The 25,063-nt window shown below is 73.2% G+C and carries 23 protein-coding genes; 9 read left to right on the forward strand and 14 right to left on the reverse strand.

Going from position 1 to position 25,063, the window contains the following annotated elements; all coding sequences use genetic code 11:
- Positions 1–23 precede the first annotated feature (23 nt).
- Positions 24–1,253: a serine hydrolase domain-containing protein gene (locus BM314_RS12220; protein WP_091978279.1), complete on the forward strand. Its 1,230-nt coding sequence runs from the start codon at positions 24–26 to the stop codon at positions 1,251–1,253.
- 49 nt (positions 1,254–1,302) lie between these two features.
- Here the strand turns inward: BM314_RS12220 and BM314_RS12225 are convergent, their stop codons facing one another.
- On the reverse strand, positions 1,303–2,715 hold the full coding sequence (locus BM314_RS12225; protein ID WP_056523253.1) for a DUF4105 domain-containing protein: 1,413 nt from the start codon (positions 2,713–2,715) through the stop codon (positions 1,303–1,305).
- A gap of 623 nt (positions 2,716–3,338) precedes the next feature.
- On the opposite strand from BM314_RS12225, the gene BM314_RS12230 reads away from it, so the two are divergent.
- Positions 3,339–3,767, forward strand: coding sequence for a Ros/MucR family transcriptional regulator (locus BM314_RS12230; protein WP_020093268.1), 429 nt, complete (start codon positions 3,339–3,341; stop codon positions 3,765–3,767).
- A gap of 217 nt (positions 3,768–3,984) precedes the next feature.
- On the opposite strand, the gene BM314_RS12235 is transcribed toward BM314_RS12230, so the two are convergent.
- Positions 3,985–4,938, reverse strand: a complete 954-nt coding sequence (locus BM314_RS12235; protein WP_244539922.1) for a PAS domain-containing protein — start codon at positions 4,936–4,938, stop codon at positions 3,985–3,987.
- Between the two features lie 63 nt (positions 4,939–5,001).
- Here BM314_RS12235 and BM314_RS30145 point away from each other — a divergent pair, with 63 nt between their 5' ends.
- The 3 genes from BM314_RS30145 (at position 5,002) to BM314_RS12245 (ending at position 7,549) form a co-directional block, all read left to right on the forward strand.
- The gene (locus BM314_RS30145; RefSeq protein ID WP_139237823.1) at positions 5,002–5,220 is read left to right on the forward strand and encodes a hypothetical protein; all 219 of its coding nucleotides are present in this window, start codon (positions 5,002–5,004) and stop codon (positions 5,218–5,220) included.
- 489 nt (positions 5,221–5,709) lie between these two features.
- A complete protein-coding gene (locus BM314_RS12240; protein WP_091978281.1) occupies positions 5,710–6,645 on the forward strand; it encodes a sugar kinase in 936 nt (311 codons plus the stop codon).
- 109 nt (positions 6,646–6,754) lie between these two features.
- The gene (locus BM314_RS12245) at positions 6,755–7,549 is read left to right on the forward strand and encodes a DUF502 domain-containing protein (protein WP_091978282.1); all 795 of its coding nucleotides are present in this window, start codon (positions 6,755–6,757) and stop codon (positions 7,547–7,549) included.
- 336 nt (positions 7,550–7,885) lie between these two features.
- On the opposite strand, the gene BM314_RS12250 is transcribed toward BM314_RS12245, so the two are convergent.
- Both BM314_RS12250 and recG read right to left on the reverse strand, forming a co-directional pair.
- Entirely contained in the window at positions 7,886–8,209 is a 324-nt protein-coding gene (locus BM314_RS12250; protein ID WP_091978283.1) for a hypothetical protein, read from the reverse strand.
- 297 nt (positions 8,210–8,506) lie between these two features.
- Positions 8,507–10,726: an ATP-dependent DNA helicase RecG gene (gene recG / locus BM314_RS12255; RefSeq protein WP_244539923.1), complete on the reverse strand. Its 2,220-nt coding sequence runs from the start codon at positions 10,724–10,726 to the stop codon at positions 8,507–8,509.
- Positions 10,727–10,824: 98 nt separating this feature from the next.
- On the opposite strand from recG, the gene BM314_RS12260 reads away from it, so the two are divergent.
- On the forward strand, positions 10,825–11,709 hold the full coding sequence (locus BM314_RS12260; protein ID WP_091978285.1) for an alpha/beta fold hydrolase: 885 nt from the start codon (positions 10,825–10,827) through the stop codon (positions 11,707–11,709).
- A 281-nt stretch (positions 11,710–11,990) separates the two neighbouring features.
- Positions 11,991–13,205, forward strand: coding sequence for a UbiH/UbiF family hydroxylase (locus tag BM314_RS12265; RefSeq protein WP_091978286.1), 1,215 nt, complete (start codon positions 11,991–11,993; stop codon positions 13,203–13,205).
- Between the two features lie 177 nt (positions 13,206–13,382).
- Here BM314_RS12265 and BM314_RS12270 read toward each other — a convergent pair whose 3' ends face one another.
- Together BM314_RS12270 and BM314_RS12275 are read right to left on the reverse strand one after the other, a co-directional pair.
- Positions 13,383–13,727 (reverse strand): hypothetical protein, encoded by a 345-nt coding sequence (locus BM314_RS12270; protein WP_020093275.1) that lies wholly within the window; start codon positions 13,725–13,727, stop codon positions 13,383–13,385.
- Positions 13,728–13,888: 161 nt separating this feature from the next.
- Positions 13,889–15,232 (reverse strand): AMP-binding protein, encoded by a 1,344-nt coding sequence (locus BM314_RS12275; RefSeq protein WP_244539924.1) that lies wholly within the window; start codon positions 15,230–15,232, stop codon positions 13,889–13,891.
- Between the two features lie 487 nt (positions 15,233–15,719).
- Between BM314_RS12275 and BM314_RS12280 the strand changes: the two genes are divergently transcribed.
- Entirely contained in the window at positions 15,720–16,499 is a 780-nt protein-coding gene (locus BM314_RS12280) for an invasion associated locus B family protein (protein WP_020093277.1), read from the forward strand.
- An 89-nt stretch (positions 16,500–16,588) separates the two neighbouring features.
- On the opposite strand, the gene BM314_RS12285 is transcribed toward BM314_RS12280, so the two are convergent.
- Genes BM314_RS12285 through BM314_RS12300 form a run of 4 tightly spaced genes read right to left on the reverse strand, consistent with a single transcriptional unit; the run spans position 16,589 to position 19,192 of the window.
- Positions 16,589–17,683 (reverse strand): DUF4424 domain-containing protein, encoded by a 1,095-nt coding sequence (locus BM314_RS12285; protein ID WP_091978287.1) that lies wholly within the window; start codon positions 17,681–17,683, stop codon positions 16,589–16,591.
- A gap of 12 nt (positions 17,684–17,695) precedes the next feature.
- Positions 17,696–18,034 carry a heat shock protein HspQ gene (hspQ, locus tag BM314_RS12290; RefSeq protein ID WP_012318638.1) on the reverse strand — a complete coding sequence of 113 codons (339 nt, stop codon included), beginning with the start codon at positions 18,032–18,034 and terminating at the stop codon, positions 17,696–17,698.
- A 47-nt stretch (positions 18,035–18,081) separates the two neighbouring features.
- A complete protein-coding gene (locus BM314_RS12295; protein WP_091978288.1) occupies positions 18,082–18,459 on the reverse strand; it encodes a nuclear transport factor 2 family protein in 378 nt (125 codons plus the stop codon).
- Between the two features lie 10 nt (positions 18,460–18,469).
- Entirely contained in the window at positions 18,470–19,192 is a 723-nt protein-coding gene (locus BM314_RS12300) for a DJ-1/PfpI family protein (RefSeq protein ID WP_091978289.1), read from the reverse strand.
- A gap of 53 nt (positions 19,193–19,245) precedes the next feature.
- On the opposite strand from BM314_RS12300, the gene BM314_RS12305 reads away from it, so the two are divergent.
- The gene (locus tag BM314_RS12305) at positions 19,246–20,229 is read left to right on the forward strand and encodes a GlxA family transcriptional regulator (protein WP_091978290.1); all 984 of its coding nucleotides are present in this window, start codon (positions 19,246–19,248) and stop codon (positions 20,227–20,229) included.
- Here the strand turns inward: BM314_RS12305 and BM314_RS12310 are convergent, their stop codons facing one another.
- From BM314_RS12310 to BM314_RS12325, 4 genes are all read right to left on the reverse strand, one after another.
- The gene (locus tag BM314_RS12310) at positions 20,230–20,583 is read right to left on the reverse strand and encodes an endonuclease domain-containing protein (RefSeq protein WP_020093282.1); all 354 of its coding nucleotides are present in this window, start codon (positions 20,581–20,583) and stop codon (positions 20,230–20,232) included.
- Between the two features lie 353 nt (positions 20,584–20,936).
- Positions 20,937–21,986 carry an HpcH/HpaI aldolase/citrate lyase family protein gene (locus tag BM314_RS12315; RefSeq protein ID WP_091978291.1) on the reverse strand — a complete coding sequence of 350 codons (1,050 nt, stop codon included), beginning with the start codon at positions 21,984–21,986 and terminating at the stop codon, positions 20,937–20,939.
- Positions 21,987–22,128: 142 nt separating this feature from the next.
- Positions 22,129–23,520, reverse strand: coding sequence for a DUF2778 domain-containing protein (locus BM314_RS12320; RefSeq protein WP_091978292.1), 1,392 nt, complete (start codon positions 23,518–23,520; stop codon positions 22,129–22,131).
- A gap of 187 nt (positions 23,521–23,707) precedes the next feature.
- Entirely contained in the window at positions 23,708–25,060 is a 1,353-nt protein-coding gene (locus BM314_RS12325; protein ID WP_091978293.1) for an AmpG family muropeptide MFS transporter, read from the reverse strand.
- Positions 25,061–25,063 lie beyond the last annotated feature (3 nt).

Here is a 25,063-nt window from a genome sequence, read left to right on the forward strand (position 1 = left end):
ATCCAGAGCGACACAGATCCAGCATGACCGCGTCCTTGGCGATCCCGGATTCTCCGGCCCGCGCGCGCCGGGGCCGCCGCTGGGGCGCGATCGCCGCGGCGGGCGGCGCCGCGATCGCGGGCTGCGCCTGGACCGCGGCCGCGCTGATCAACGTCCCCGATCCCGTCACCCTGACGGCGCTCGCGGTCATCGAGCCGTCGTCGGTGGGCACGTGGTTCCCGAGCCGGATCGTCCAGGCCCCGGCCCGGGCGAGCGACCTGCCGGCGCGGCCGCGCCCGATCCTCGACCGCGTCCCCTGGAAGGGGAAGACGGTCCCGCTGATGACGGTGCTGGAGGCGACCCACACCAACGCGTTCCTGGTGCTGCAGGACGGCGTCCTGATCCACGAGTGGCAGCGCGCGGGCACCGGACCGGAGACGCTGTTCCCCTCGTGGTCGGTGGCGAAGTCCATCGTCTCGCTGCTGGTCGGCGCCGCGGTGGCGCGGGGTCAGCTCGCCGAGACCGACCGGGTCTCCACCCTCCTGCCCGAGCTGCGGAACGGCGCGGTCTTCGGCCAGATCACCGTGCGCAACCTCCTCGACATGGCGAGCGGCATCGCCGTGCCGGAGAACTACGACCCCCGGCATCCCCTGACCGGCACCGCCGGCATGTACCTGACGCGCGATCTCACGGCCTTCGTGCGCGACAACGCCCACCTGGCGTTCAAGCCCGGCACCAAGGGCCGCTACCGCAGCATCGACACCGAGCTGCTCGGCCTGATCCTCGCCCGGGTCGAGGGCAAGCCGCTGGCCGACATCCTCTCGGAGCGGATCTGGAAGCCGATGGGCGCCCAGGCCGACGCCACCTGGAACCTCGACCGGCCCGGCGGCATCGAGAAGGCGTTCTGCTGCATCAACGCGACGGCCCGCGACTTCGCCCGCCTCGGCCTTCTGGTGGCCGACCAGGGCCGGTCGGGCAATCACCGCATCATCCCGGGCCGCTGGATCGAGCGGATCATGACGCCGGCCCGGCGCGACGTCGACGGCTGGCAGTACTCGGCCCAGTGGTGGCACGCCCCGGGCGGCGAGGACGACGACATCTCGGCGATCGGCGTCTACGGCCAGTACATCTACGTGAACCGCGCGACCGGCACGGTGATCGTGAAGCTCAGCGACCACGGCGCCGAGCAGGACGAGGTCGACACGCTGGCGGTGATGCAGGCCATCGCGGGCGACCTCGCCGCCGGCCGCCCCGCCGCCCGCAAGGACCCCTGAGCGGGCGACCGCGGTCCCGAGTCCCGATCGGGCCGGGATCAGGTCGGGATCAGGCTTCTGTCGGGCCAGCTCCCGGCACGGAGGGCTGCCGGGCGATCGGGCTCAGGGGCGCGAGGTCCCGCGCCCGCCAGTTGCGCAGGAGCCGCCAGCCGACCCGCTTCCAGGCGATCGACGGCACCGGCGAGGCCGGATCCACGAGGGCGCTCAGCGCCCGCGTGTAATCGAGCACGAGGCCCGGGGTCCAGGTCATGGACCGCGCCCCGTTGCGCAGGAAGGCCGCCGCCCAGAACTCCGGCGTGGTCAGCGCCGCCGCGAGCCGCCGCCAGGGATGCCCGCCGCGGCTGAACGCGCCCTCCACGGCGATGTCCAGCGCCCGCGCCACCGTGGTGGAGCAGTTGCGGCTGATGAAGTTGTAGGTGGTGTCGCGGCTGTACTGCGCCCAGAACGCCCGCAGCCGGGCGGCGTCGATGCCGTTCAGCGTCACCGCCACCGTCGCGGGGCACCAGTCCGCCACCTCCGCGGCGTGCGAGGGCAGGAAGCGCCCGGGCACGTCGTTCTCCGGGCCCGCGCGCAGGCTCGAGCGCAGGTTGGCGGGGGAGCGGTCGATCTCCACCGCGGGGTAGTGGCTGACGTAGAGGTCGTCGCCCTGCTGCAGGGCCGCGTGGCCGGTGGAGAAGCGCCCGGCCTTGTCGACGGAGGCGACGTAGCGCCGGATCAGCCGCTGGCCGGCGGGGGTGGTCGCCTGCCCGGTGGGCGTCCAGACATAGACCGTCAGGCTGCCGGGCTCGTCGCCGCCGACCGACACGGCCGGCTCGGCGGTGCCCAGGCGCCGGGTGCGCAGCCCGACCAGCGCGAGGTTGGCGCCGTTCAGGATCAGGAACATGCCGATGCAGTAGCCGACCGTGCCGGCGTACCAGGTCGGCCAGGGCTGGAGATGGAACAGGCCGAAGGCGATGCTGAGGCCGCCGAGGGCGACCGACATCCGCCAGCCAGCGAATTTCAGCAGGCCGGCGATCGTGATCCGGACGAGGCCGTCGACCACGAAGGCGACGCCGAAGATCATGGCGAGCAGGAAGGTGCTGTGCTTCGTGGCCATCATGATCAGCACGGCCATGACCGACAGCAGCGCGCCCTTGGCGAGGCGCAGGCGGCGCGCGGCACCGATCGCGGACGCGCCGACGAGGAGGGAACTCACGCCCTCGGCCAGGAGGATCAGGCCGAACCACCGGTCCGGGACGTGGAGCGCACCGTCAAGGGAATCGATCACCACCAGGAGGCCGAGCGACGACCACAGCAGGCCGGTGGCGGCGATGAGGTGCCAGTGACGGCGGACCGCGGCCCGGCCGACGAGCAGCATCCAGAGGGGCGGCATCCGGCCGCCGACCGCGTCCGCGGCGCCCGGTCCGGGCGCTTCGAGCGCGGAGAGCGCGCGCGGGATAGTGGTCGCACAGGGTCCGGACATAGGGGTCGCCCTCGATAGCGCGCGTCGACGGGCCTCTCGCACGGATGCCGCCGTGCCGTCACGGCCGGAACGAGGCTCCCAACGCGCGAGCGTTTCGCGACGCGCCCGGCGCGCACGATCCACGCCTTGCCTGAGAACTTTGTTAATCGCGGCCCGGTCGCGGCGCGAGAGGCCGTGGAGAAGCGCCACGGCCCCCGGGATCCCGTCGCGCGCCGCCCGACCGATGGTCAGCAGGGACGCGGGCCGCGGTCCGATCGACCCGTAACCGGGCGGCATCCGCGATCCGTCCCTGTCTCCGCCGCTGATTCGCGCCCCTGCAGCCCGTCATCGCGCGGCCGTTCGCAGTCATCGCGGACAGCCTCACGGACCGGAGGCCGAAACTGCGCACTGTTTGCGAGACGCCGCAGGCCTGGCAACCTCATGTTGCCTCGCAAGAACAGAAAATGTTCAAAGAACATCCTAAGATAAAGTATAGACAAAATAGACAGTTTTTGTATAGTTACGCGCCAATCTTGGCACACTCGAAGCAATTCGGCGCATGCTTGGGCGGTAAAAGCTGATCCTAGCCTCAGCTTTATCGATGCGCCGGTTTTCATGACTCGAATTTCGGTACTGGGGGATTCATGAACACCATCGATCTGAACGAAAAGACCTCGGACCTGAACACAGACCTGATCAAGTGCACGGCATCACTGGTCGCGGCCTACGTGTCTCGGAATGCGGTGGGCGTGGGCGACCTGCCGGTTCTGATCGACCAGGTGCACACGGCCATATCGGTGCTGCAGGGCGGCGGCTCGGGATCCGGTCCCGGCTGGACCGGCCCGACGGCGGCGCAGATCGAGGCTTCGATCCAGCAGGACGGCCTGATCAGCTTCATCGACGGCCGGTCCTACAAGACCCTGAAGCGTCACCTCACGGCGCACGGCCTCACGCCGGAGCGTTACCGGGCGAAGTACGGCCTGCCGGCCGACTACCCGATGGTGGCCCCGGGCTACGCCGCCAAGCGCTCGGAGATCGCCAAGGCGATCCAGCTCGGACACAAGGCGGCCTGAGGCGGCCAGGCCCGCACCGCCCTGGATCGGCGGCCCCGTCCGGGCCGCCGCGGGACACGGGCGCGGGGATGCCTGACGGCGGATCGCCCGATCCGCCCGTCCCGGTCTCCGCGCTGGGGTCGGGGGGGCCCAGGGGGCCAGCGCGGAGACCGACCCCGATGACCCGGTGGGCGGGGCAGGGCGGATCCCGCGAGCGCCCGCCGGTCGCGGGATCCGCTCAGACCCGGGCGACCGCCAGGGTCCCGTCATCGATGGGGACGAACCGGACGCTCGCCCGGCGCAGCGCCTCGACCGCGTGCAGGCGGGACCGGCTTCCCCGATGCTCGCTGTCCTCTTCCAGACGCCGCACGGTGGAATGCGACAGGCCGCTCGCCTGAGCGAGCTCCATCATCGACCAGTCGAGGAGCGCCCGCGCGGCCCGCAGGTGGTGGCCGCTCACGGAATGCTCCAGCCCCTCGTGCAGGCCGCCGGGGGGCGGGGCGTGGTTGCGGACGGGGTATTTGAGCCCGCAGCGCCCGAGATAGGTCCCGTCCGGATCCCAGACCGGCATCGTGAGGATCCGGAAGTGCCAGAGCTCGCCGTTGGCGAGGCGCTCGTGGGCGCCCCCCTGGAAGAACGCCCGCCGCTCGATCTGCTCCAGGGCCGCTGCCCGGAAGCCCGCGCGCTCCTCGGGAACGATCAGGATATACGGCTCGGCGCAGATCTCCTCCAGCGGGAGCCCGTGGACCTGGGCGACGGCGAACGGGATGTCCCGGACGCGGTCGAGCCCCATCGAGAAGGTCGTGATGTGCTCCGTGAGGTAGAGCGCGCTCTGCCGGCGGCGCTCTTCCTGCCGCAGGCGCGCCAACTGCTCGCGGTCGCTCACGTCGAGCGCCGTGCCGCTGAGGGCGACGGGCCGCCCCTCCGCCGAGACGCGCACCTCCATCGTCAGCGAGAGCGTGCGCACCGTGCCGTTCGTCCGGATCACCCGGACGATGACCTCGCGGGGCACGTGCCCCTGCCGGATGTCCGCCAGCGCCGGCATGAGAGGCCGGTCCTCGGGATGGATCAGGCTCAGCAACAGGTCGTAGCGCGCCTTCGCGGCGTTCGGAACGAGCCCGAGCAGCCGGTAGAACCCGGGCGACCAGACCTGCTCCTCGCCCGCGAAGATCCAGCTCCAGGCCCCACTCACGCCCCGACTTTCCGTGAGAGTCAGGAACTCTCCCGACGAGAAAGTCAGAGCGCTTAAAGCAGTATGGAACATCTCAGCACCGCTCGAACCGTATCACCGTTCCCGCCGTTCGGCCACGAGAATTTTTCCGGCACAACACTTCACCATTCATCCGGTATTTCTTCAGATACGGCACGTATCTCCATTGAGATGGCGCCCGCGATCGACAAACATCTTGCATCGACATTCCAGCCCGAGGCGATTTGTTCCCGATCGAACGGATTCGTTCCTGCCGCGCTGTGAACGGAGGTTTCCGGGATCCCCGACCGCATCCCGCCCCTCGGCGCGTTCGGCACACACCGTCACGACAGCAACGCGACCGGATCTCGCTCGACAATGACCCCTGTCGCGAAGGAGGTTCTCTGACCTTCGGTGTTTAAGAATGGTGATTTTCCGCTCCGGCATTGAATCAAACTTCATAAAAGCGTGACGTCGAGGTTCTATGACGAGTCATGCACGAATATTACAGATTTTATTGCGAATTCTATTGATTGTATATGATTAATAATCGGTCATTGTGCGAATATTACAATACATTGCCAAATTATCGATATGCACATCCCACGAAATCGAGCGACTGGCGCGCTGATCCTTGGATCGTCGAGGCTCCTCAGACGGGCGCGCGACGGGGCCATGCGAGCGCGGCCGGCGCGGCGAGGTCGGGACCGGTGGCGATTGACAGGCCGGGCCGTACAATGCGGGGACACGGGGTCGCGCACCGGGAGGAACCGCATGAGGGTCGCCTGCATCGGCGAGTGCATGGTCGAACTGTCCGAACGCCCGGACGGGAATCTGGTCCGGGGCTTCGGCGGCGACACGCTGAACACCGCGCTCTACCTCGCGCGCCTCGGCGTCGCGGTGGACTACGTGACCGCGCTGGGCGACGACATCTGGAGCGACGAGATGGCGGCGGCCTGGGGCCGCGAGGGCATCGGCCTCGACCGGGTCCGGCGCCTGCAGGGCCGGATGCCGGGCCTCTACATCATCCGCACGGATGCCGACGGCGAGCGCAGCTTCCACTACTGGCGCGACCGGGCCGCGGCCCGGGACCTCTTCACCGAGCCGGGCGCCGCCGAGACGGAGGCGGAGCTGGAGCGCTACGACCTCGTCTACCTGTCCGGCATCAGCCTCTCGCTCTACGGCGAGACCGGGCGCGCCGCCCTGTTCGAGACGCTGTCGCGCCTGCGGGAGCGGGGCGGGCGGGTCGCCTTCGACACCAATTACCGTCCCCGCGGCTGGCCCGACCGGGACGAGGCCTGGGCGGCCTTCCGCGCGGCCCTGGACCTCGCCGACGTGATCTTCGCCTCGGCCGAGGATCTGGACTGGCTGTTCGGCGCGGCGGGCGAGGACGAGGTGCTGCGCCACCGCGGCCGGGCCGAGATCGTGCTCAAGACCTCGGACGGATCCGGCCCCGTCGCCCGGGTGCTGCACGGCCGGGCCGACACCGCGGTGCCGGCCGGGCGGGCCGCGCGGGTCGTCGACACGACGGCGGCGGGCGACAGTTTCGCGGCGGGCTACCTCGCGGCGCGCATCGCCGGGCTGGCACCGGAAGCCGCCGCCGCCGAGGCGCACCGCCTGGCCGGGGCGGTGATCGGGCATCGCGGCGCCGTGATTCCCCGGGACGCGATGCCGGTCCCCGCCGCCCGACCGCCGGGTGCGGACGCCTGAGGGAGGCGGGGCCGCCCTTGAGGCGGACAAGCGCAACCGCTACCTCTCTGCCAGCGGGGGACGGCCCCGCAGCGTCATCGCCGCGCGTGGTGCGGCCGAGAGGGCACCCGTGGCGCCGATTCCCCCGCCGATCCAGGTTCCCGAGCCCGACGCCGCGGCGGGCGGCGGCACCCCGAAGACGCGGGTCAGCGCGCGCGGCCGGCTGCGCACCTATTTCCTCACCGGCATCATCGTCGCCGGCCCGCTCGCCATCACGGCCTACATCACGTGGTGGTTCATCGCGCTGATCGATTCGTTCGTGAAGCCGCTGGTCCCGGCGAGCTACCTGCCGGACCACTACCTGCCGTTCTCGATCCCGGGCCTCGGCCTCGTGATCGCGTTCCTGGCGGTGACCCTGCTGGGCTTCCTCACGGCGAACCTCGTCGGACGCTCGGTGATCGAGTTCGGCGAGGTCCTGCTGGCGCGGACCCCCGTGATCTCCGGCCTCTACAAGGGCCTGCGGCAGATCTTCGAGACGCTGTTCTCGGCCAACGGCACCTCGTTCCGCACGGTGGGGCTCGTGGAGTTCCCCGTGAAGGGCACGTGGTCGGTGGTGTTCCTGTCCGCCCCGGCGGCCCACGAGGTCGAGGGGGCGCTGCGGGCCCGGGGGGCGCCGGCGGACGACCTCGTCGGCGTCTTCCTGCCCTGCGCGCCGAACCCGACCACGGGCTTCTTCTTCTACCTGCCGCGCGCGGAGGTGGTGGAGCTCGCCATCAGCGTCGACGACGCCGCCAAGCTGGTGATGTCGGCCGGGGTGATCCAGCCGGAGGACCCGCAGGGCCGCCTCAACGCCATGGCGGCCACCTTGCGGGCGGCCCAGCAGGCCGGCGGACCGCTGCCCCGCCGGGAGCCGCAGGACGCGTGATGCGGCGCCCGGTCGCCGGCTTCGTCGCCGGCTTCGTCGCCGTCTCGGCGGCCTGAGCCACCCCGTCTCGCGCCACGGTGCAGGACGTCCCGCTGCCCTGGGTCGCTGCGCTGCGCTCGCGATGACGGCAGCGTCGACCGGAACCGTCGAAGCGGGGACGACCTCCGGTCCGCTCAAGGGGCCTTCCCGAGGCGCCGGCGCGCGATCCAGGCCTCCTGCGCGCCGAGCTCACCGCTCCTCGGCTTGCGGGAGACCGTGGGATTGGCGGCCATCGTCCACGAGAAAGGCCGTCCCGCGCACGCGGGACGGCCTCTGATAGTCGGGCTGCTGTTCGGCTCAGCGCTGCAGCGAGGCGGTCTGCGGCGCGATGGTCGGCGGCGTCGCCTGCGCGACCGTCACGGCGCTGCGGGGCGCCGCCGGGCCCCAGCCGGAGGCGCATTGCAGGGTGAGGGCGAGGCCCAGCGCGATGCAGAGCCCGTTGGCGGCCAGCCAGAAGGGCCGGGACGCCCGACGCACGGCGGCCTGCAGCTCGTCCGCGGTCTTGCCCGCCGCCTCGGCGGCGCGATCCGAGATCGGCAGGAGCCAGGGCTCGGTCGGCAGGGCGTGGGCACCGGCCATCTCGTGGGAGCCCGGCAGGCCTTGGAACAGTCCGTTCGACATGTCCGTCCTCCAGATTCGTCCGTGATGTCCCGGCTTACCGGGCCATTCGTTCATCTCCAGTTAAGGGAAGAATATGGCTGATGCAAGATCACGAGGCCTGTCCGGAGCCTCTCGGACCGCCCGTACGGCGCCGCCAAGCTTCCGCGCGATCCCGTCAAACCTCTGAAACGAAACACTTTTTCAGAGAGCCTGTGACATCGGCGCATCGGAGTACCGATCCGGTCGCGCGACGGCGATTCCGGATCCGGCCGTTCAGGAAGGCCGGACTTTCCTGAACGAATCCGTTCAGGAAACCGTTCATCCGGCCCCGATCAGCCGGATCGCGGCCTCCCGCTCGAACAGGTAGAGCAGCGCCCGCAGCGCCTGTCCCCGCGGGCTCTTGAGGCCGGGATCGCGCTCCACGATCATCCGCGCGTCGTCGCGGGCGGCCTCCAGCAGGGCGGCGTCGCTCTCCAGCCGCGCCAGCCGGAACGCCGCCATGCCGGATTGGCGGGTGCCGAGCACCTCGCCCTCGCCGCGCAGCTTCAGGTCGGCCTCGGCGATGCGGAAGCCGTCCTCGCTCGCGCGCATCATCTCCAGCCGGGCCCGGGACACCTGCCCGAGGGGCCCCCGGTAGAGCAGCAGGCACGAGGAGGCCTTCGAGCCGCGCCCGACCCGGCCGCGGAGCTGGTGCAGCTGCGCCAGCCCGAAGCGCTCAGCGTGCTCGATCACCATGATGGTGGCCTCGGGCACGTCGACTCCGACCTCCACCACCGTGGTCGAGACCAGGAGCTTGGTCTCCCCGGCGGCGAACCGCGCCATGGCGGCGTCCTTCTCGGGGCCGGGCATCTTGCCGTGGATCAGCCCGACCGCGTCGCCGAAGTGCTTCCGCAGATCGTCGAAGCGCTCGGCCGCGGCGGCGAGGTCGACGAATTCCGATTCCTCCACAAGGGGGCAGATCCAGTAGACCCGCTCGCCCCCGGCGATCGCCCGGGCGAGGCCGGCCACGACCTCGTCGATCCGCTCGGTCGGCAGCGTGATCGTCCGGATCGGCTGGCGGCCGGCGGGCTTCTCGTCGAGGATCGAGACGTCCATGTCGCCGAAGAAGGTCAGCGCCAGGGTGCGGGGGATCGGCGTCGCGGTCATGACCAGGAAGTCCACCGCCTCGCCCTTGGCGCCGAGCGCGAGGCGCTGGTGCACGCCGAACCGGTGCTGCTCGTCCACCACCGCGAGGCCGAGGTCGCGGAACGTCACCGCCTCCTGGAACAGGGCGTGGGTGCCGACCAGGATGTCGATCTCGCCCGCGGCGAGGTCGGCCAGCGTCGCCTTGCGCTCCGCGGCCCGGTCGCGGCCGGTCATCAGGCGCAGGCGTAAGGAGCCGGCCAGCGGCCTCAGCCGCTCGAAATGCTGCCGCGCCAGGATCTCGGTGGGCGCCATCAGGGCGGCCTGACGCCCGGCCTCGACCGCCGAGGCCATGGCGAGCAGGGCCACCGCGGTCTTGCCCGAGCCGACATCGCCCTGGAGCAGGCGCAGCATCCGCCGGGGCGCCGCGAGGTCGGCGCGGATCTCCGCCACCGCCCGGCCCTGCGCGCCGGTCAGCGCGAAGGGGAGGGCGGCCTCGAGGCGCCCGCTCAGGGCGCCGTCGCCGGCATTGACGCGGCCGGCCTTGCGCCGCTGGCGGGCGCGCAGGAGCGCCAGCGCCAGCTGCGAGGCGAGGAGCTCGTCGTAGGCGAGCCGCTTCCGGGACGGCGTCGCGGGCGGCGGCTGGAGCGGGTCCTCGGCCTTCGGGGGCGCCTCCTCGGGGCGATGCTCGAGGCGGAGCGCGTCCGCGAAGGCGGGCAGGCGGTTCCGCTCCAGCCAGGCCGGGTCCTGCCATTCCGGCAGGACCGGCAGCCGGTCGAGGGCCGCGACCGCGAGCTTGTTGATCGCCCGGGAGGTCAGCCCCTCGGTGGCGCCGTAGACCGGCTCGACGGCGGGGAGTTCCGCGAGGCCCGCCTCGTCCACGATCCGCGACGGGTGGACCATCTGGCGGGTGCCGTCCCAGAGGTCGATCCGGCCGGTGATGTAGCGGTGCGACCCGAGCGGCAGCATCTTCTCCACCCGGGCGCGGGGCATGCCGAAGAAGACCAGGGAGATGTCGCCGGAGGCATCCTCCACCAGCACCCGGTGCGGGCGCCGGCCGGGCCCGGCCTGGGCCGGGCGGTGCGCCACCACGGTGACGCCGATCGTCACCGGCTCGCCGGTGGGGGCCTCGCTGATCGAGCCCATGAGCTTCCGCGCCACGCCGCCCTGGGGCAGGTGGAACAGCAGGTCCACGACCCGGGCCTCGCGCTCGGGGGTGCCGAGCAGCTTCTCGATGAGCGGCGCCATCTTCGGCCCGATCCCCGGCAGGGCGCGGGCCGGCGCGAAGAGCGGGTCGAGGATGCTCGGCCGCAGGGGCGGGGCGACGGCAGGCGCGGGGGCGGCCTCCGCCGCCGGCGCCTCGGCCGCGTCGGAATCCTTCAAGGCCGGGTCCTGAGTCGCGCGTGCATCTGTCATGGCGGTTCGGCGGACATGGTGCCGGAGGCGCCTTATCATCCGGTGCATCCCGGCGCGCCAGTGCGGCAGGATGGAGACCGACCCCGGAGACCGAATCCATGGCCCGCGACTTCCTGCCGGGTTTCGACCGGCACCGGATCGAGACCGCGCCCGGCGTGACGATCAACGCCCGCTCGGCCGGGTCCGGGCCGCCGGTGCTGCTCCTGCACGGCCATCCGCAGACCCTGTCGACCTGGCTCCACGTCGCGCCGCGGCTTGCGGAGACCCGCACCGTCGTGGCCATGGACCTGCGCGGCTACGGCGATTCGGCCAAGCCCCCGGGCGGCGAGCGCCACGTCGCCTATTCCAAGCGCGCCATGGCGGCCGACGCGGTGGCGGTGATGCGCGCGCTCGGCCACGAAAGGTTCGCGGTGGTCGGCCACGATCGGGGCGGGCGCGTCGCCCACCGCCTCGCCCTGGATCATGCGCAGGCCGTGGAGCGGATCGCCGTGTTCGACATCGCGCCGACCGCGACCATGTACGCGCGCACCGACAAGGATTTCGCCACACGCTATTTCTGGTGGTTCTTCTTCATCCAGCCCTATCCCCTCCCGGAGACGCTGATCGGGGCCGATCCGGAATACTTCCTGCGCCACCACGTCGAGGGCCAGTCGAAGACCCCCGGCTCGACCCCGCCGGAGCTCTTCGCCGAGTACCTGCGCTGCTATTCCGACCCGGCGTGCCGCCACGCGATCTGCGAGGATTACCGGGCGGCCGCCGGGATCGACCTGGAGCACGACGCGGCCGATGCCGAGGTCCGGATCACCGCGTCGCTGCTGGCGCTCTGGGGCGCGAAGGGCGTAGTCGGCCGGACCTACGACGTGCTGGAGACGTGGCGCGAGAAGGCGACCGACGTCTCGGGCCGGGCGCTGGATTGCGGTCACACCCTCCAGGAGGAGCGGCCGGACGCGGTTCTCTCGGAGCTTGCGGCGTTCCTGGGTTGACGGGCTGCGGCGCCGTGGCCCCGCGTCGCCGGTCTTGGCAGATCCGCTGAAAAGCGCAGATACGAGACGTGCCGGGCTCGCGAACAGCGTCCCCGGTTGATGACTTCGACACCGCCGTCATCGCGAGCGGAGCGAAGCGACCCAGGGTGGCACCGCGCTTCCTGACGTCCCGCTGCCCCGGGTCGCTCCGCTCGCGATGACGGGGCCGCGCATCAACCGGAACCTTGGGAAGCCCGACGCCACACTGTCCCGAGTGGGACGCGTCGATCGTGCAGGACACCATGCCGGAGGACACCAACACCGTCTTCGAGGTCGCCGTGGTCGGGGCCGGGGCCGCGGGGCTCGCCGCCGCCCTGGCGGTCGCCCGCGAAGGGATCCCCACGGCGCTGGTCGGGCGCCACGCCCCGGTGGCGGACGGACGGACCGTCGCGCTCCTCGACGGGTCGGTGCGCTTCCTGGACGCGCTCGGCGCCTGGGAGGCGGTGGCGCCGCACGCGAGCCCGCTCTGCACGCTGCAGATCGTCGACGACACCGGCAGCCTGTTCCGGCCGCCGCCGGCGCGGTTCCGCGCCGCCGAGATCGGCCTCGACGCCTTCGGGTGGAACGTCGAGAGCGCCCGCTTGGTCGAGAGCCTGCGCGCCCGCGCCCGGGCGCAGGACAACCTCACCCTGGTCGAGGCGGACGCCGCCGGCGCCGTGCCCGGCGAGGCGGCCGCCCGCGTCGCGCTGGCGGACGAGCGTGCCGTCGAGGCCCGGCTCGTGGTGGGGGCCGACGGGGCCCGCTCGCCGCTGCGGGCCGCCAGCGGCGTCCGCGTGCGCGACTGGACCTACCCGCAGAGCGCCATCACCACGATCCTGGCCCACGCGCGCCCGCACCGCGACGTCTCCACCGAGTTCCACACCCGGTCGGGGCCCTTCACCCTGGTGCCGCTGCCCGGCGGCCACCGGTCCAGCCTCGTCTGGGTGACCGGGGAGGGGGCGGCCCGGCGGCTCGCCGCCCTCGACGACGCGGCGCTGGGGCAGGCGGTGGAGCGGCAGGCCCGGGCGATGCTCGGCGCCATGCGGGTCGACGGCCCCCGCGGCCTCGTGCCGATGCGCGGCCTCGCGGTGGCGACCCCCGTGGCCCCGCGGCTGGCGCTGATCGGGGAGGCGGCCCACGTCTTCCCGCCGATCGGCGCGCAGGGGCTCAATCTCGGCCTGCGCGACGCCGCGACCCTGCGCGACGCGGTGCTGGCCGCCGCCCGCGACCGCCGCGATCCCGGCTCCCGCGCCGTGCTCGACGGCTACGCGCGGGCGCGCCGCGTCGACACGGCCGCGCGCACCGCCGCGGTCGATCTCCTCAACCGCAGCCTGCTCACCGACCTGCTGCCGGTCGACGCGCTGCGCGGTCTCGGCCTGCTGGCGATGACGCAGCTCGGACCGCTGCGGCGCCTGGTGATGCGGGAGGGCGTGCTGCCCCGGATCGGCGCGCCGGAGCTGATGCGCGCGGCGCGCTAGGACCGTTCCCGATCGTCTCGCGCCAGCGGCGCCCCCTTTCCCGCGCGGGAGAGGGGACCCGCGCCTCGTGCGGCACCGGCAGTGACAGGGAGCGGTCGGACGGCGTTTCCCGGAGGCGGCCTCAGTCCCGGCGCGAGCGCCCGGACGCCGCGACCTCGGCGCGCGCCGGGGCGGGCCTCAGAGATCCGGCTGGGCGGCGACGTAGGCGCCGAGCCGGGTCGCGAGATCGACCGGGCCGCCGCCTCGGGCCTCGCCCGAATCACCGATGAGGATCACCGGGATGCCGCGCTCGCGCAGCTGGCCGCGGAGGCGGGCCGCTCGGCGGGCGTAGGCGGGATTCCGGCGGGTGGGCGCCTGGAGCAGCACGGCCGCCGGACGGGCGATCACGGTCAGGACGTCGTCGGCCGCCTCCATCGAGGCGGTCACGCTCGCGTATCCGAGGCTGGCCAGCTCGCCCGAGAGGGACCGGTCCACGGCGCGGACGCCGTCGTCGACCACGAGCACTTGTTGCAGCGCACCCATAAGCTTGAGCGGTACTCCATCCCGGACGGCTTGGAAAGATAGCCGTCACGACAATCCGATGCAGAACCCGCGAAGAGGCGGATCGGATCCGTCGGTTCGTGTGCAGATGCGAGATTATCCGCGCCGCCTGAGTGCCGGATGAACCGGCGATCGTCCGCCGTTCAGGCGGAGGGGACGGTCGCGACGGCGGCGGCGATCGCCGCGACCGCCCCGTTCGCGCGCCCGTCCACGCGCCCGTCCGCGCGGAGCGGGCGGAAGCCCGTGCTCCGCCACGCCAGGGGGTCCGTCGCCGGGATCGCGCCGCGGGTGAGCGGGGAGGCCGCACAGGCCGCCCCCCGGCAGGCGAGGTCGCCGTCGGCGCCGGCGGCGAGGTCCAGGAGATCGCGGGGCAGGAAGGCCTGCCCGGGCTCGGCCAGGGTCGCGGCGAGGTCGTCCGGGCCGGGGCGGGTCAGCACGAGCGCCTCACCCAGGACCAGCGAATCGAGGCGCTGCGGGCCCGCGGGCCCGGCGCCCCGCGGGGTCAGCCGGGCGGGCGCGCGGTGGACCACGTCGAGGACCCGGACGGTCCAGGGCAGCGGCAGGGCGGCGAGGGCCGATTCGACCCGCGCCGGGACCACCAGCCGGGTCGGAACCGGCCGCAGCAGGGCGGCGCGGAACCCGGTCTCGTCGAAGGGCAGAACGGTCTCCAGGCCGGCGCCGGCCGCCAGGGCGGTGCCCAGGCCGGTCACGAGGCCGCGCAGGTCGTGGCCGGGCAGGAGCGTCAGGACCCGCTCGTCCGCGGTCAGGGGCAGCGCGTCGAGATGGGCGGCGACCGCCGCCGCCAGCGCCGCGGCGGTGCGGTAGACCGGCCGGCCGGGATCGCCGCCCGCGAAGGTGACGAGGCCGCGGCCCGGCGCCGGCTCGACCACGCCCCGCTCCAGGGCCATCGCGTCGAGGCTGATCACACCGTCCGGCACGCTCGGGCCGAAGGCCGCGAGGTAGCGCAGGGCGAAATGGCGCATGGCCGCGCGGGTGAGGTCCTCGGCGGGCCGGCGCGCGCCGCGGCGGCCCTCCGTCAGCACAGCGACGAGGCCCGCGGCCTCGATCCCGGCGGAGAGCTCCGCCTCGTCCCAGAGGGCGGGCATCGCGCAGGGCAGGTGGCCGGCCGCCTCGACGGCGAGGTGGGCGAGGGCCGATTCGGCACCGCCCGAATACCACAGCCCGATCCGGCTGCCGGCCGGGAGCCGCCACGCGGCGATCCCGCGGGCGAGCCGCCCGACGATCTCGGCGGCGGCCGCGTAGGTCCAGGTGATGGACGGGCGCCCGCACCACGCGACCCGGTCCCCCGAATCACGCAGGAGGGTGCGCTGCGGGCCCGCCAGGGCGGCGGCGAACAGGCGGGTCGCGAGACCGTCGGACAGGCGTCCGGACAGGACTCCGGACAGGCCGTCGGGCGCGTCCTCGGATCGCGCGGACGCGTCCGGTGCGGCGTCTTCCGCCCACTCCGCCACCGCCAACGCGCTCAAACCCGCCGCCCCCGCCGATCCTGCAGAACGCCTATCATCTCGGCCCGACAGGGTTAACCGACCGCTAAGAGCGGCCGCGCCGCCGATCGCTGCCGATCGCTGCCGGAGGGCGTCCGGAAGGCCTTCGGCGGCGTCCGGCGGCGCGGCCCGATCACGCGCTCGTGCCTCGCGGCCGCGCAACGTCGCGCTTGCGGCCGGGCGGATGGGAGCCTATCGGGGGCCGGGCGCGGTCGGGACGGTTCCGACAGCTTCCCCGGCCGCGGTGTCATGCCTTCGCCTCATTCGAGGGGAAAGGCAGGCCGCCCGGTCGCCGGGGAGAGGGATGCGCGCAGACGGCGCCCGTCCCGCCCGATGGCCGGACCGATTCATCCGGAGTTCCGGGCGGCGCGCCAACGCGGCGGGCAGCCGGACGCTCCGGCGGACCTGCCGCCAGGCCGGCTCCGCATCCTGCCAGCCACACCACGTCTCTTCCAAGGGGTCAGAGCCGATGTCCTTCACCCGCACCGCGACGCTCGCCCGCGCCGCCCTCCTCGGCCTCGCGGGCCTCGGCCTCGCGGCCGCGCCGGCCCTGGCGCAGCCGAAGAAGCCCGCCGCGCCCGCGCCGGCCGCCCCGGCGCCGACCGCTCCGGGCACCCCCGCGGCCAACACCCCGGCCGCCCAGACGGGCCCGCAGATCGTCGCGGTGAAGTCCGAGCCGAGCCAGGCCGACTGGACCAAGGTCTGCGGCAAGGACCAGGGTTCGGGCACCGACATCTGCTACACGACCCGCGACTTCGTGTCCGACCAGGGCCAGCCGGTGCTGGCCGTGGCGGTCTACGAGATGAAGAACGCCGCCCAGAAGCAGGAGGTGCGCGTGGTGCGCTACCTGCTGCCGCTCGGCCTGCTGCTGCAGCCGGGCATCCGCTTCAGCGTCGACGGCCAGGCGGCGACCGCCGGCCGCTTCGCGGTCTGCTTCCCGAACGGCTGCTTCGCCGAGGCCGGCGGCGTCGATGCCGGCGTGATCGCCGCGATGAAGAAGGGCACGACCCTGAACGTCTCGGTCCAGAACCAGACCCAGCGCGAGGTCACCTTCGCGGTGCCGCTGGCCGGCTTCGGCAAGGCCTTCGACGGCCCGGCCATCGACCCGAAGGTCCTCGAGGAACAGCAGAAGAAGCTCCAGGCGGAGCTGGAGAAGCGCTCCGAGGATATGCGCAAGAAGCTCGAGCAGCAGCAGGGCGCCGCCCCGGCCGCCGGCGCGGCCCCGGCGCCGGCCCCAGCCGCCAAGTAAGCGCCATCGACCCGCCGCGCGGCGGGTCCGTACCGGGGGCCGGGCCGCGAGGTCCGGCCCTTCGCGTTCGAGCCGCCCGGCGACGGGACCTAACGCGTCCCCGGGGTCGCCGAAGCCGGCTGGACGATCAGCACGCGCAGGTCCTGGTCGGGCACGTAGTCCCGGGCCTCCCAGCGGAACGTGGTCGGCCCGGTCTTCCGGATGTCCGTGCGGCAGAAGCTGACGACCGCCTCCGGGCTGCCCTTGTCGACCGTCAGGGTGAAGCGCCCGATCGGCGCGGCCCAGTTGCGCGCCGTGGTGACGATGTAGGGCACCACGGTCGCCCGCAGGGAGCCGCCGGGATCCGGCGCCTTCGCGTGCAGGCGCCGGATCGCCGCGAGCCCCGCCTCGTCCAGGCAGTAGGTCGCCCGGTAGGCCGCGCGGGACGCCGCCTTCGGCTCGAGCAGGTGGAAGCCGGTCACCGGCGCGTAGCTGTGCGCGATGCGGACCTCCTGCCCGGGCGGGAAGGTCTGGAGCCAGTGGAACTTGGCCTCGCCGCGCCACAGCCCCTCGGTCATCCGGTCCGGCGTGTCGGGGACGTCGGGGAAGAGCCCGGCCTTGACCAGCGCGGCCCATTCGGGCGCGCCGATCCGCTTGGCCGCCGCGCTGATCGCCTCGAAGCGCAGCGGGTTCAGCGGCAGGCCGTGACGGCGCAGCAGGTCCGTCACCTCGCGCTCGCCCACGAAGGCGCGCTCCTCCAGCTCGGGCTCGAGGGGCTTGCCGTCCACCGTGACGGTGAAGCCGACGAAGTTCGGGCTGTCGGGCCGGGGCAGCGCCAGGGCCGAGAAGCTGAGTTCCCGCCCGTCGATCGGCGGCAGCGGGAAGGCGATCCGGACCGTGCGCGCCTCCTGAACCTGATTGCGGAACAGGTAGGACACGTCGATCCGGTCGCGGGCGATCGACAGGTCCTCGCTCACCAGCGCGATCCCGGGCTCGCGCCGCAGGACGAGGCCGCCGGCATCGAGTTCGGCCGCGCTGTCGTTGGCGCGCGCCGTGCCCGTGAGCAGGCCAGCGAGCAGGCCAGCGCGCAGGCCAGCGCGCAGGAACGCGGCGGCGAAGCGCGGTTTGGCGACTATCGGGCGGGCTCGTCCGACGGCACGGGCCGTCGCGGCAGACGAGCGCCCGCCGCTTGCCAGGACCTTCACGGACCGGGCGCCTCAGTTCGTGGCGCGGTCGCGCATCCGGTACGCGCCGGCGGCGTCGCGCTCGAACATCTCGGCGATGCCGGCGTGGCGCAGGGCCTCGCCCGACGTGTCGGGCAGGAGGTTCTGTTCCGACACGTAGGCCACGTACTCGGTCTCGGCGTTCTCGGCGAGCAGGTGGTAGAACGGCTGGTCCTTGCGCGGCCGGACCTCCTCGGGGATCGACAACCACCACTCCTCGGTGTTGTCGAACACCGGGTCGACGTCGAACACGACGCCCCGGAACGGGTAGATCCGGTGGCGCACCACGGCGCCGATCGCGAATTTCGCGGTTCTCAGTGTTACGTCCGACATGGTTCAACCCGTCCAGATCGGACAGATAGGTCCGATGACGGATCGTGTCACCCGGTCGCCGCGGAAGTCGGCGTTTCCGCGGCGCGGGCCAAGCGGTCCCGGACGGCGATCGCCTCCGGCAGCGGCCGCCACGGGACGGTCATCTCGGCGATGCGCCCGGCCGCGTCGAGGCGCCGCTCATCCATCCCGTCGAGCCGGTGCGGGCCGGCCGCCGCGCCGAAGAAGGCGGCGGCGTGCACGGGGCCTTCTAGGATCGCGCGGCTCTCGAAGGCGTCGACCACCGGCCGGATCGCCGCCGTCCCGCGCACGGGCTCGGCGGCGAGCGGGGTGTTGAGCACGCCCCCCTCGGCCATCTGCGCCAGCATGGCGTCCCGGTCCTTCGCCGCCAGGACGGCCGCGAAGGCGCGAACGCGGGTCAGGTCCATCGGAGGTCTCCTACGGGATCCGGATGCCGAGCTCGGTCGCGATCGCCCGGGCCGTGGCCTCGCGCCGGGCCGTGATGTCGGCCGCCGCCGCCCGCACCCGCGCCACGGTGTCCGGGGAGGCCGTGTGGGGCGTGCCGCTGTCGAAAGGGGGCTCGGGGGCGTACTGGATGCCGAGCTGGATGGTCCGGGCGGCCTCCTCGCCGCGCAGCGCGGCGGCGAGCTGCAGCGCCCCGTCGATGCCCGCGGTGACACCGGCCGCGAACACCCAGGTGCGCCCGTCCGCGTCGCGGTCGATCACCACGCGCGCGTCCACCGGCTCGGCGCCGAAGAACGGCAGCAGGTGCACGGCGTTCCAGTAGGTCGTGGCCCGCCGCCCGACCAGCAGGCCGGCCGCGCCGAGAATCAGGGCGCCGGTGCAGACCGAGAGGACGTGGCCGGCCCCGGCCGCCTGGCCGCGGATCCAGCCGAGCACGGCCGGGTCCCGCATCAGGGCCTCCTGGCCGGTGCCGCCCGGGACGTGCAGCACGTCGAGCCGCGGGGCTTCCGCGAGCGTGGCATCCGGCAGCATCCGGAGGCCGCGGACGTCGCGGACGGGCTCCGGGCCCGGCGCGTAGACCCGGTAGGTGCTGTTGGGCACCCGGGACAGGACCTCGAACGGGCCGGTGAGGTCGATCTGGTCCAGCCCCTCGAACAGGAGCGAGCCGATCTGCAGGTGGGTGTCGGGCGGGATCATGCCGGGTCTCCGTGGTGGACAGGGTGATCCTAGCGCGCCAGGATCTGGCCGAAATGCCAAAGAGCCCTCGTTTCTCGCCAGATCCGCCGCGCCCGGTCGAGGTGCTGGCCTTCCCGTCGGTGCAGCTCCTCGACGTGGCCGGGCCGCTCCAGGTCTTCGCCACCGCCAACGAGCACGGCGGCGCCGGGATGCCCTACGGGCCGCGGGTGATCGCGGCCGGCGACCCGGGGCTCACCGCCTCGGCGGGCCTGCGGCTGGTCGCCGACCCATTGCCGGATCCCGACGCGCCGGTGGACACGCTGGTGATCGCGGGCGGCCCCGGCGTCGTCGCGGCCTGCGACGACGCCGCTCTGGTGGCCTGGGTGCGGGCCCGGGCGGGCCGGGCCCGCCGGGTCGCGTCGGTCTGCACCGGCGCGTTCCTGCTCGGGGCGGCGGGGCTCCTCGACGGGCGGCGGGCCGTGACCCACTGGAAGCATTGCGGGGCGCTCGCCGCCCGCTACCGGCGCGCCCGGATCGAGCCCGACCCGATCTTCGTGCGCGACGGCCCGGTCTGGTCCTCGGCGGGGGTGACGGCGGGCATCGACCTGGCCCTGGCGCTGGTCGAGGAGGATCTCGGCCGCGCGACCGCGCTGACGGTGGCGCGCCACCTCGTGATGTTCCTCAAGCGCCCCGGCGGGCAGGCGCAGTTCAGCGCGGCGCTGGCGCTGCAGGCGGGCGAGGAGCGGTTCGGGCGGCTCCACGCCTACATCGCCGACAACCTGTCCGGCGACCTGTCGCTGCCGGCGCTCGCCGCGGCGGCCGGGATGAGCGCGCGCAGCCTGAGCCGGCATTATCACGCGGCGACCGGTCTGACCCCGGCCAGGGCCGTGGAGCGCCTGCGGGTGGAGGCGGCGCGGCGCGCGCTGGCCGAGACGGCGCAACCGGTCAAGCGCGTCGCCCGGACCTGCGGCTTCGGCTCCGAGGAGACGATGCGGCGCAGCTTCCTGCGGCACGTCGCGGCGACACCGCAGGAGTACCGGGCGCGGTTCGGCGGGTGATCACACGGTCTCGCGGCGTTCAAGAGCCGCCAGGATGGTCTCGCGCACGCCTTCAAGATGTTTGTGGATGTCCGCATTCGGGATGCGGAGGAGGGCGAAGCCGAGCGACTCAAGGATTTCGGTCCGCGCGGCATCCCGAGCGATCTCGGCGTCCGTCGAATGCGTCGCCCCGTCCACCTCGACGATGAGTCCGGCCTCGATGCAGGCGAAGTCGATGATGAATCGGTCGATCGGGTGCTGTCGGCGAAACTTCCAGCCGTTCAGGGCGCGGTTTCGCAGGACGCGCCAGAGCTTGGCTTCGGCCGAGGTTTGAGTGCGGCGCAGGTTGCGGGCCTGCGGGATTGACTTATTCACCGCCCGGCTCCGGCAGTTCGGCCGCTCATTCAGCGAATGATTTGGCCGTTCCGCTTGCGTGGGCCTGTCTCGACGAACCTCTCGGATCGGAGGTCGACGCTGGCGGCAAAGCGCGACGCGCCCCCTCTCCCGTGCGGGAGAGGGTTGGGGTGAGGGTCGAGAAAGTCCAGGATAGGGCACGCCGTCGACGCGCGTGTAGGCACACGCCTTCTTCGGACAGACTTGATCCCTCACCCTGTCCCTCTCCCGCACGGGAGAGGGGACCCGCGCTTCATCCTGCCGCTGCTGTGCCGCACACGATGCGCCAATCGAGTAGTCCGCACGGGAAAGGCGTATCGCGGGCTCGGTAACCCTCACCCCAGCTTGTACACTGCCGCCAGCTCCGGGTCCTTCGCGGCCACGAGCTTCGCCAGGTCCACGATGACCTTGGCCTGCTTCCAGGTGGCGTCGTCCTGCATCTTGCCGTCGAGCATCACGGCGCCGGTGCCGTCCGGCATGGCCTCGACGATCCGGGCCGCGAAGGCCACCTCGGCCGGGTCCGGCGCGAAGACCCGCTTGGCGATCGCCACCTGGCTCGGGTGCAGCGTCCAGGCGCCGGCGCAGCCCATCAGGAAGGCGTTGCGGAACTGCGCCTCGCAGGCGTCGCCGTCGGAGAAGTCGCCGAACGGGCCGTAGAAGGCCTTGATGCCGTTGGCCATGCAGGCGTCGACCATCCTGGCGATGGTGTAGTGCCAGAGATCCTGCTGGGCGGTGGCGCGGGGGGCATCGCCGGAGGGATCGCTGAGCACCCGGTAATCCGGGTGGCCGCCGCCGACCCGGGTGGTCTTCATGCCGCGCGACGCCGCGAGGTCCGCCGGCCCGAGGCTCATGCCGTGCATCCGCGGCGAGGCCGACGCGATCGCGTCGACGTTGGCGACGCCCTCGGCGGTCTCCAGGATCGCGTGGACCAGGATCGGCTTCGTCACCCCGTGGCGCGCCTCGAGCTGGGCGAGCAGCTGGTCGATGTAGTGGATGTCCCACGGTCCCTCGACCTTGGGCACCATCACGACGTCGAGCTTGTCGCCGACCTCGGCCACGATCGTGAACAGGTCGTCCAAGATCCAGGGCGAGTTGAGGGCGTTGATCCGGGTCCAGAGGCCGGTGCCGGTGGCGGCGAAATCGGTGGCCTGGGCCATGGCGACGAAGCCCTTGCGGGCCGCCTCCTTCTGGTCGGCCGGGACCGCGTCCTCCAGGTTGCCCAGCACCACGTCGACGGTCCCGGCGAGCTCCGGCACACGGGCCCGGACCTTGTCGTTGTGGGGCGGCACGAAGTGGATCATCCGCTCCAGCCGCACCGGCAGTTCGCGGAACGGGGCCGGCGCGCCGGTGGCGAGGGGCTGGAAGAAGCGGCGGGGCAGTTTCATCGGGTGCCTCTTGTCAGGGCTGGCGTCTGAGCCCCGTTAAGGCAGCTTGGGCGGGCGCGTAAAGCCGCGCCGCGCGGAAGTCATCTCGGACTTTCGTGACGCTCGGGCTTCCGGCCCGGCGCGCCGCAGGGCCCGCGGAGCCTCAGCCCCGGCCGCCCCGGCGCCCGGCGAGGCCGATCCGGTTGAGGATGCCGCCGCCGTCGCCGCTGCCGGCCACCACCACGAGGCGCCGGACCTCGCCCCGCAGGAAGGCCTGCAGGAAGCGGTTGTAGTCGCGGAACGAGACGCAGCCGTTCGAGGCGCCGGGCTGCCGCAGCATGTAGGTGTGGGCCAGCAGGCCGTCGCGGCCGTGGATCGCGGCGCTGCCGCCCACCGGGTTGAGCCGGATCGCCCGGACCCCGTGGAACAGGCGCTCGCGCTCGGTCAGCGTGTAGGTGCCGGGCGGGGTCGAGCCGCGCATGCGCAGGTGGACGTAGCGCGGGTTGTCCATGTGCTCGCCGAGGCCGGAATGGGCCTCCAGCACCTCGCCGGAGGGCAGCGTCACCGTGCGGGCGGTGATGTCGTAGACGGCCGTTCCGGCCACCGAATCGGGCTCCGGGCTGATCCGGGTGCGCGGCGCCTCCTGCGGCAGGGCGTCCGGGCTGGCATAGGCCAGCGCCTGACGGGGCTCCTGGCGGCTGTCCTGGCGGTTGTCCTGGCGGTTGTCCTGAGACGGCGCCGCGGCGCCGACGCCGAACAGCTTCTCGAAGAAGGACGGCTCCTCGGCCATCGCGGCGCGGAACACGTCGCGGGTCCGGGGCAGGGCGCGGCTCGCCACCCGCGCGGGCGGCGCCGGTGCGCGCCGCAGCTCGGGCGGGCGGGCCACCGGCAGCGGCACGAGGGCGGGAACGGGGGCGGGTGCGACGGCGGCGGGCGTGGGCTCGGCCGCGGCCATCCGGACCGGCGCCCCCGTCCCTTTCTCGCCGGTCCTCTCGCCGGTCCTGTCCGCGACTCTCTCGGCGACTTTCTCTGCAGCTTTGGCCTGGGCCATCCGGACCTGGGCGGCCCGCGCCCGCTCCGCCTGCGCGACCTGCCGGGCGATCTCCCGGACCGCCGGGGACGGGGCGGCGGCGGCGACCTGGAAGCCGGCGACCGGCGGGGTTTCGCCCCCGAAGGCCGTGGCGGTGCCGGCGCCCAGCGCCGGGCTCCGGTCGAGCATCCAGGCGAGGCTCGGCCGCGGCGCCGCCGCGGCCTGCGGGACCGGGACGGCGGCCGGCCCGGCCGCCGCGACGGACTCCGCCTCGGGGCGGGCCGGCCCCTGCGGGTGGCTGAACACGGCCCAGCCGGCGAGGCTCACGCCGGTGAGAGCGATGAGCGTCGTCAGCCGGGCGCGGCGACGGGCGCGCCGCATGGCGCTCGGGTAGGGCGCCCGGGTGCGGACGACCGGGTCGTAGGCGGTCTCGACGTAGCTGGGGCGCGGGGGCGCCGGTCGCCGGGATTCCGCGCTCGGATACGCGGTCTGGAACGCGGCGAGGGACAACGCAGCCTGGGCCATTCGGGAACTCGCGTACGCGCTTCCCCAGGGCAGCCGCCGCCGTTCGCCCGCGAGAGCCGTTCTCGCGCACGTGGCCCGGGTCACCCGTCTGGGGAGGACATCAACCGTCCACCCCATTAAGCCGTGCTGTGGTTAATCCCCGCTAAAGAGACAGTTTCCGCGGGCGTTCCCGTGTTGGGACACAGCCTCAGGTGGCCCGATTCGGCGCGTCCCCGGCCGCGTCGGCCGCCGGCTCCATCGGCCCGTGCCGGCGCGCGACCAGCAGGCAGAGCAGGGCCACCGGCACGCCGATGAGGGACGTGCCGACGAAGAACCACGCGAACCCGGTCCACTCGATCACGAAGCCCGAGAACCCCGCGAGCAGGCTGCCGGGCAGGGCGCAGAGCGAGGTCAGCAGGGCGTACTGGCTCGCCGCGTGGGCGGTGGCCGAGAGCCGCGACATGTAGGTGATCAGCACGATCGACGCGAAGGCGTAGGCGAAGCCGTCGATCCCGACGGTCAGCGCGAAGGTCCAGAACGCCGCGCCGCCGTGGCCGCCGTGCCAGGCGAGGTAGGCCAGCGCGAGGTGGGAGGCCGAGGCCGTCACGGTGCCGATGAGCAGGCTCGCCATCATGCCGATCCGCGGGATGATGGCGCTCGCCAGGAAGGTGCCCCCGAGCGCGATCCAGAAGCCGAACAGCTTCGTCACCGTCGCGATGTCGGTGTTGGTGTAGCCGAGCGTCTTGAACAGCGGGATCGCCATGGCGTTCGAGACGTAGCCGGGCATCCGGAAGCCCGCGACCAGCGCCAGCACCGGCAGGGCGAGCGGCCCGAGCCGGGCGAGGAGGTCGCGGATCGGCGCCCAGACGGTCTCGACGAAGCCGCCGGTGGCGGGGGTCTCGGGGACGGGGGGTTCGGGCGCCAGCAGGGCCGCGACCGTGCCGGGCGCCATGAGCGCGGCCATGCACAGGTAGGCCACGCGCCAGCCATACGCGTCGGACAGGTAGAGCGCGCCGGCGCCCGCCGCGAGGTTGCCGACCCGGTAGCCGATCTCCGACCAGGACGACATCAGCGCCTGCTGCTCGGGCGGCGCGGCGGTGATGCGCCAGCCGTCGATGACCACGTCCTGGGTGGCGCCCGCGACGCCGAGCGCCAGGGAGAACGCCACCGTCCAGGCGAGCCAGTGGGCGGGGTCGCCGAAGGCGACGCCCGCCAGCGCCAGGGCGACGAGGATCTGCGTGGCGACGATCCAGCCGCGGCGCCGCCCGAGCCAGCGGCCGATGAGCGGCGCGTCGTGGCGGTCGAGGAAGGGGGCCCAGAGGAACTTGAGCTTGTAGGCGATGGTGAGCTCGCTCATCAGCCCGATCGTGGCGAGCGGCACCTTCGCCTGGACGAGCCACGCCGACTGCGTCGCGTAGACGAGCAGGAACGGGATACCCTGCGCGAAGCCGAGCCCCAGCACCGCGGCGACGCGCCGGTCGGTGAACAGGGGCGTGAGGAAGGCGCCCGGGGCGGCCTTCACCGGCTCGGGCGCGCCGGTGATCGGCGCCGGGTCTGCCATCCA

Source organism: Methylobacterium sp. 13MFTsu3.1M2 (assembly GCF_900112625.1).
Lineage (GTDB): Bacteria > Pseudomonadota > Alphaproteobacteria > Rhizobiales > Beijerinckiaceae > Methylobacterium.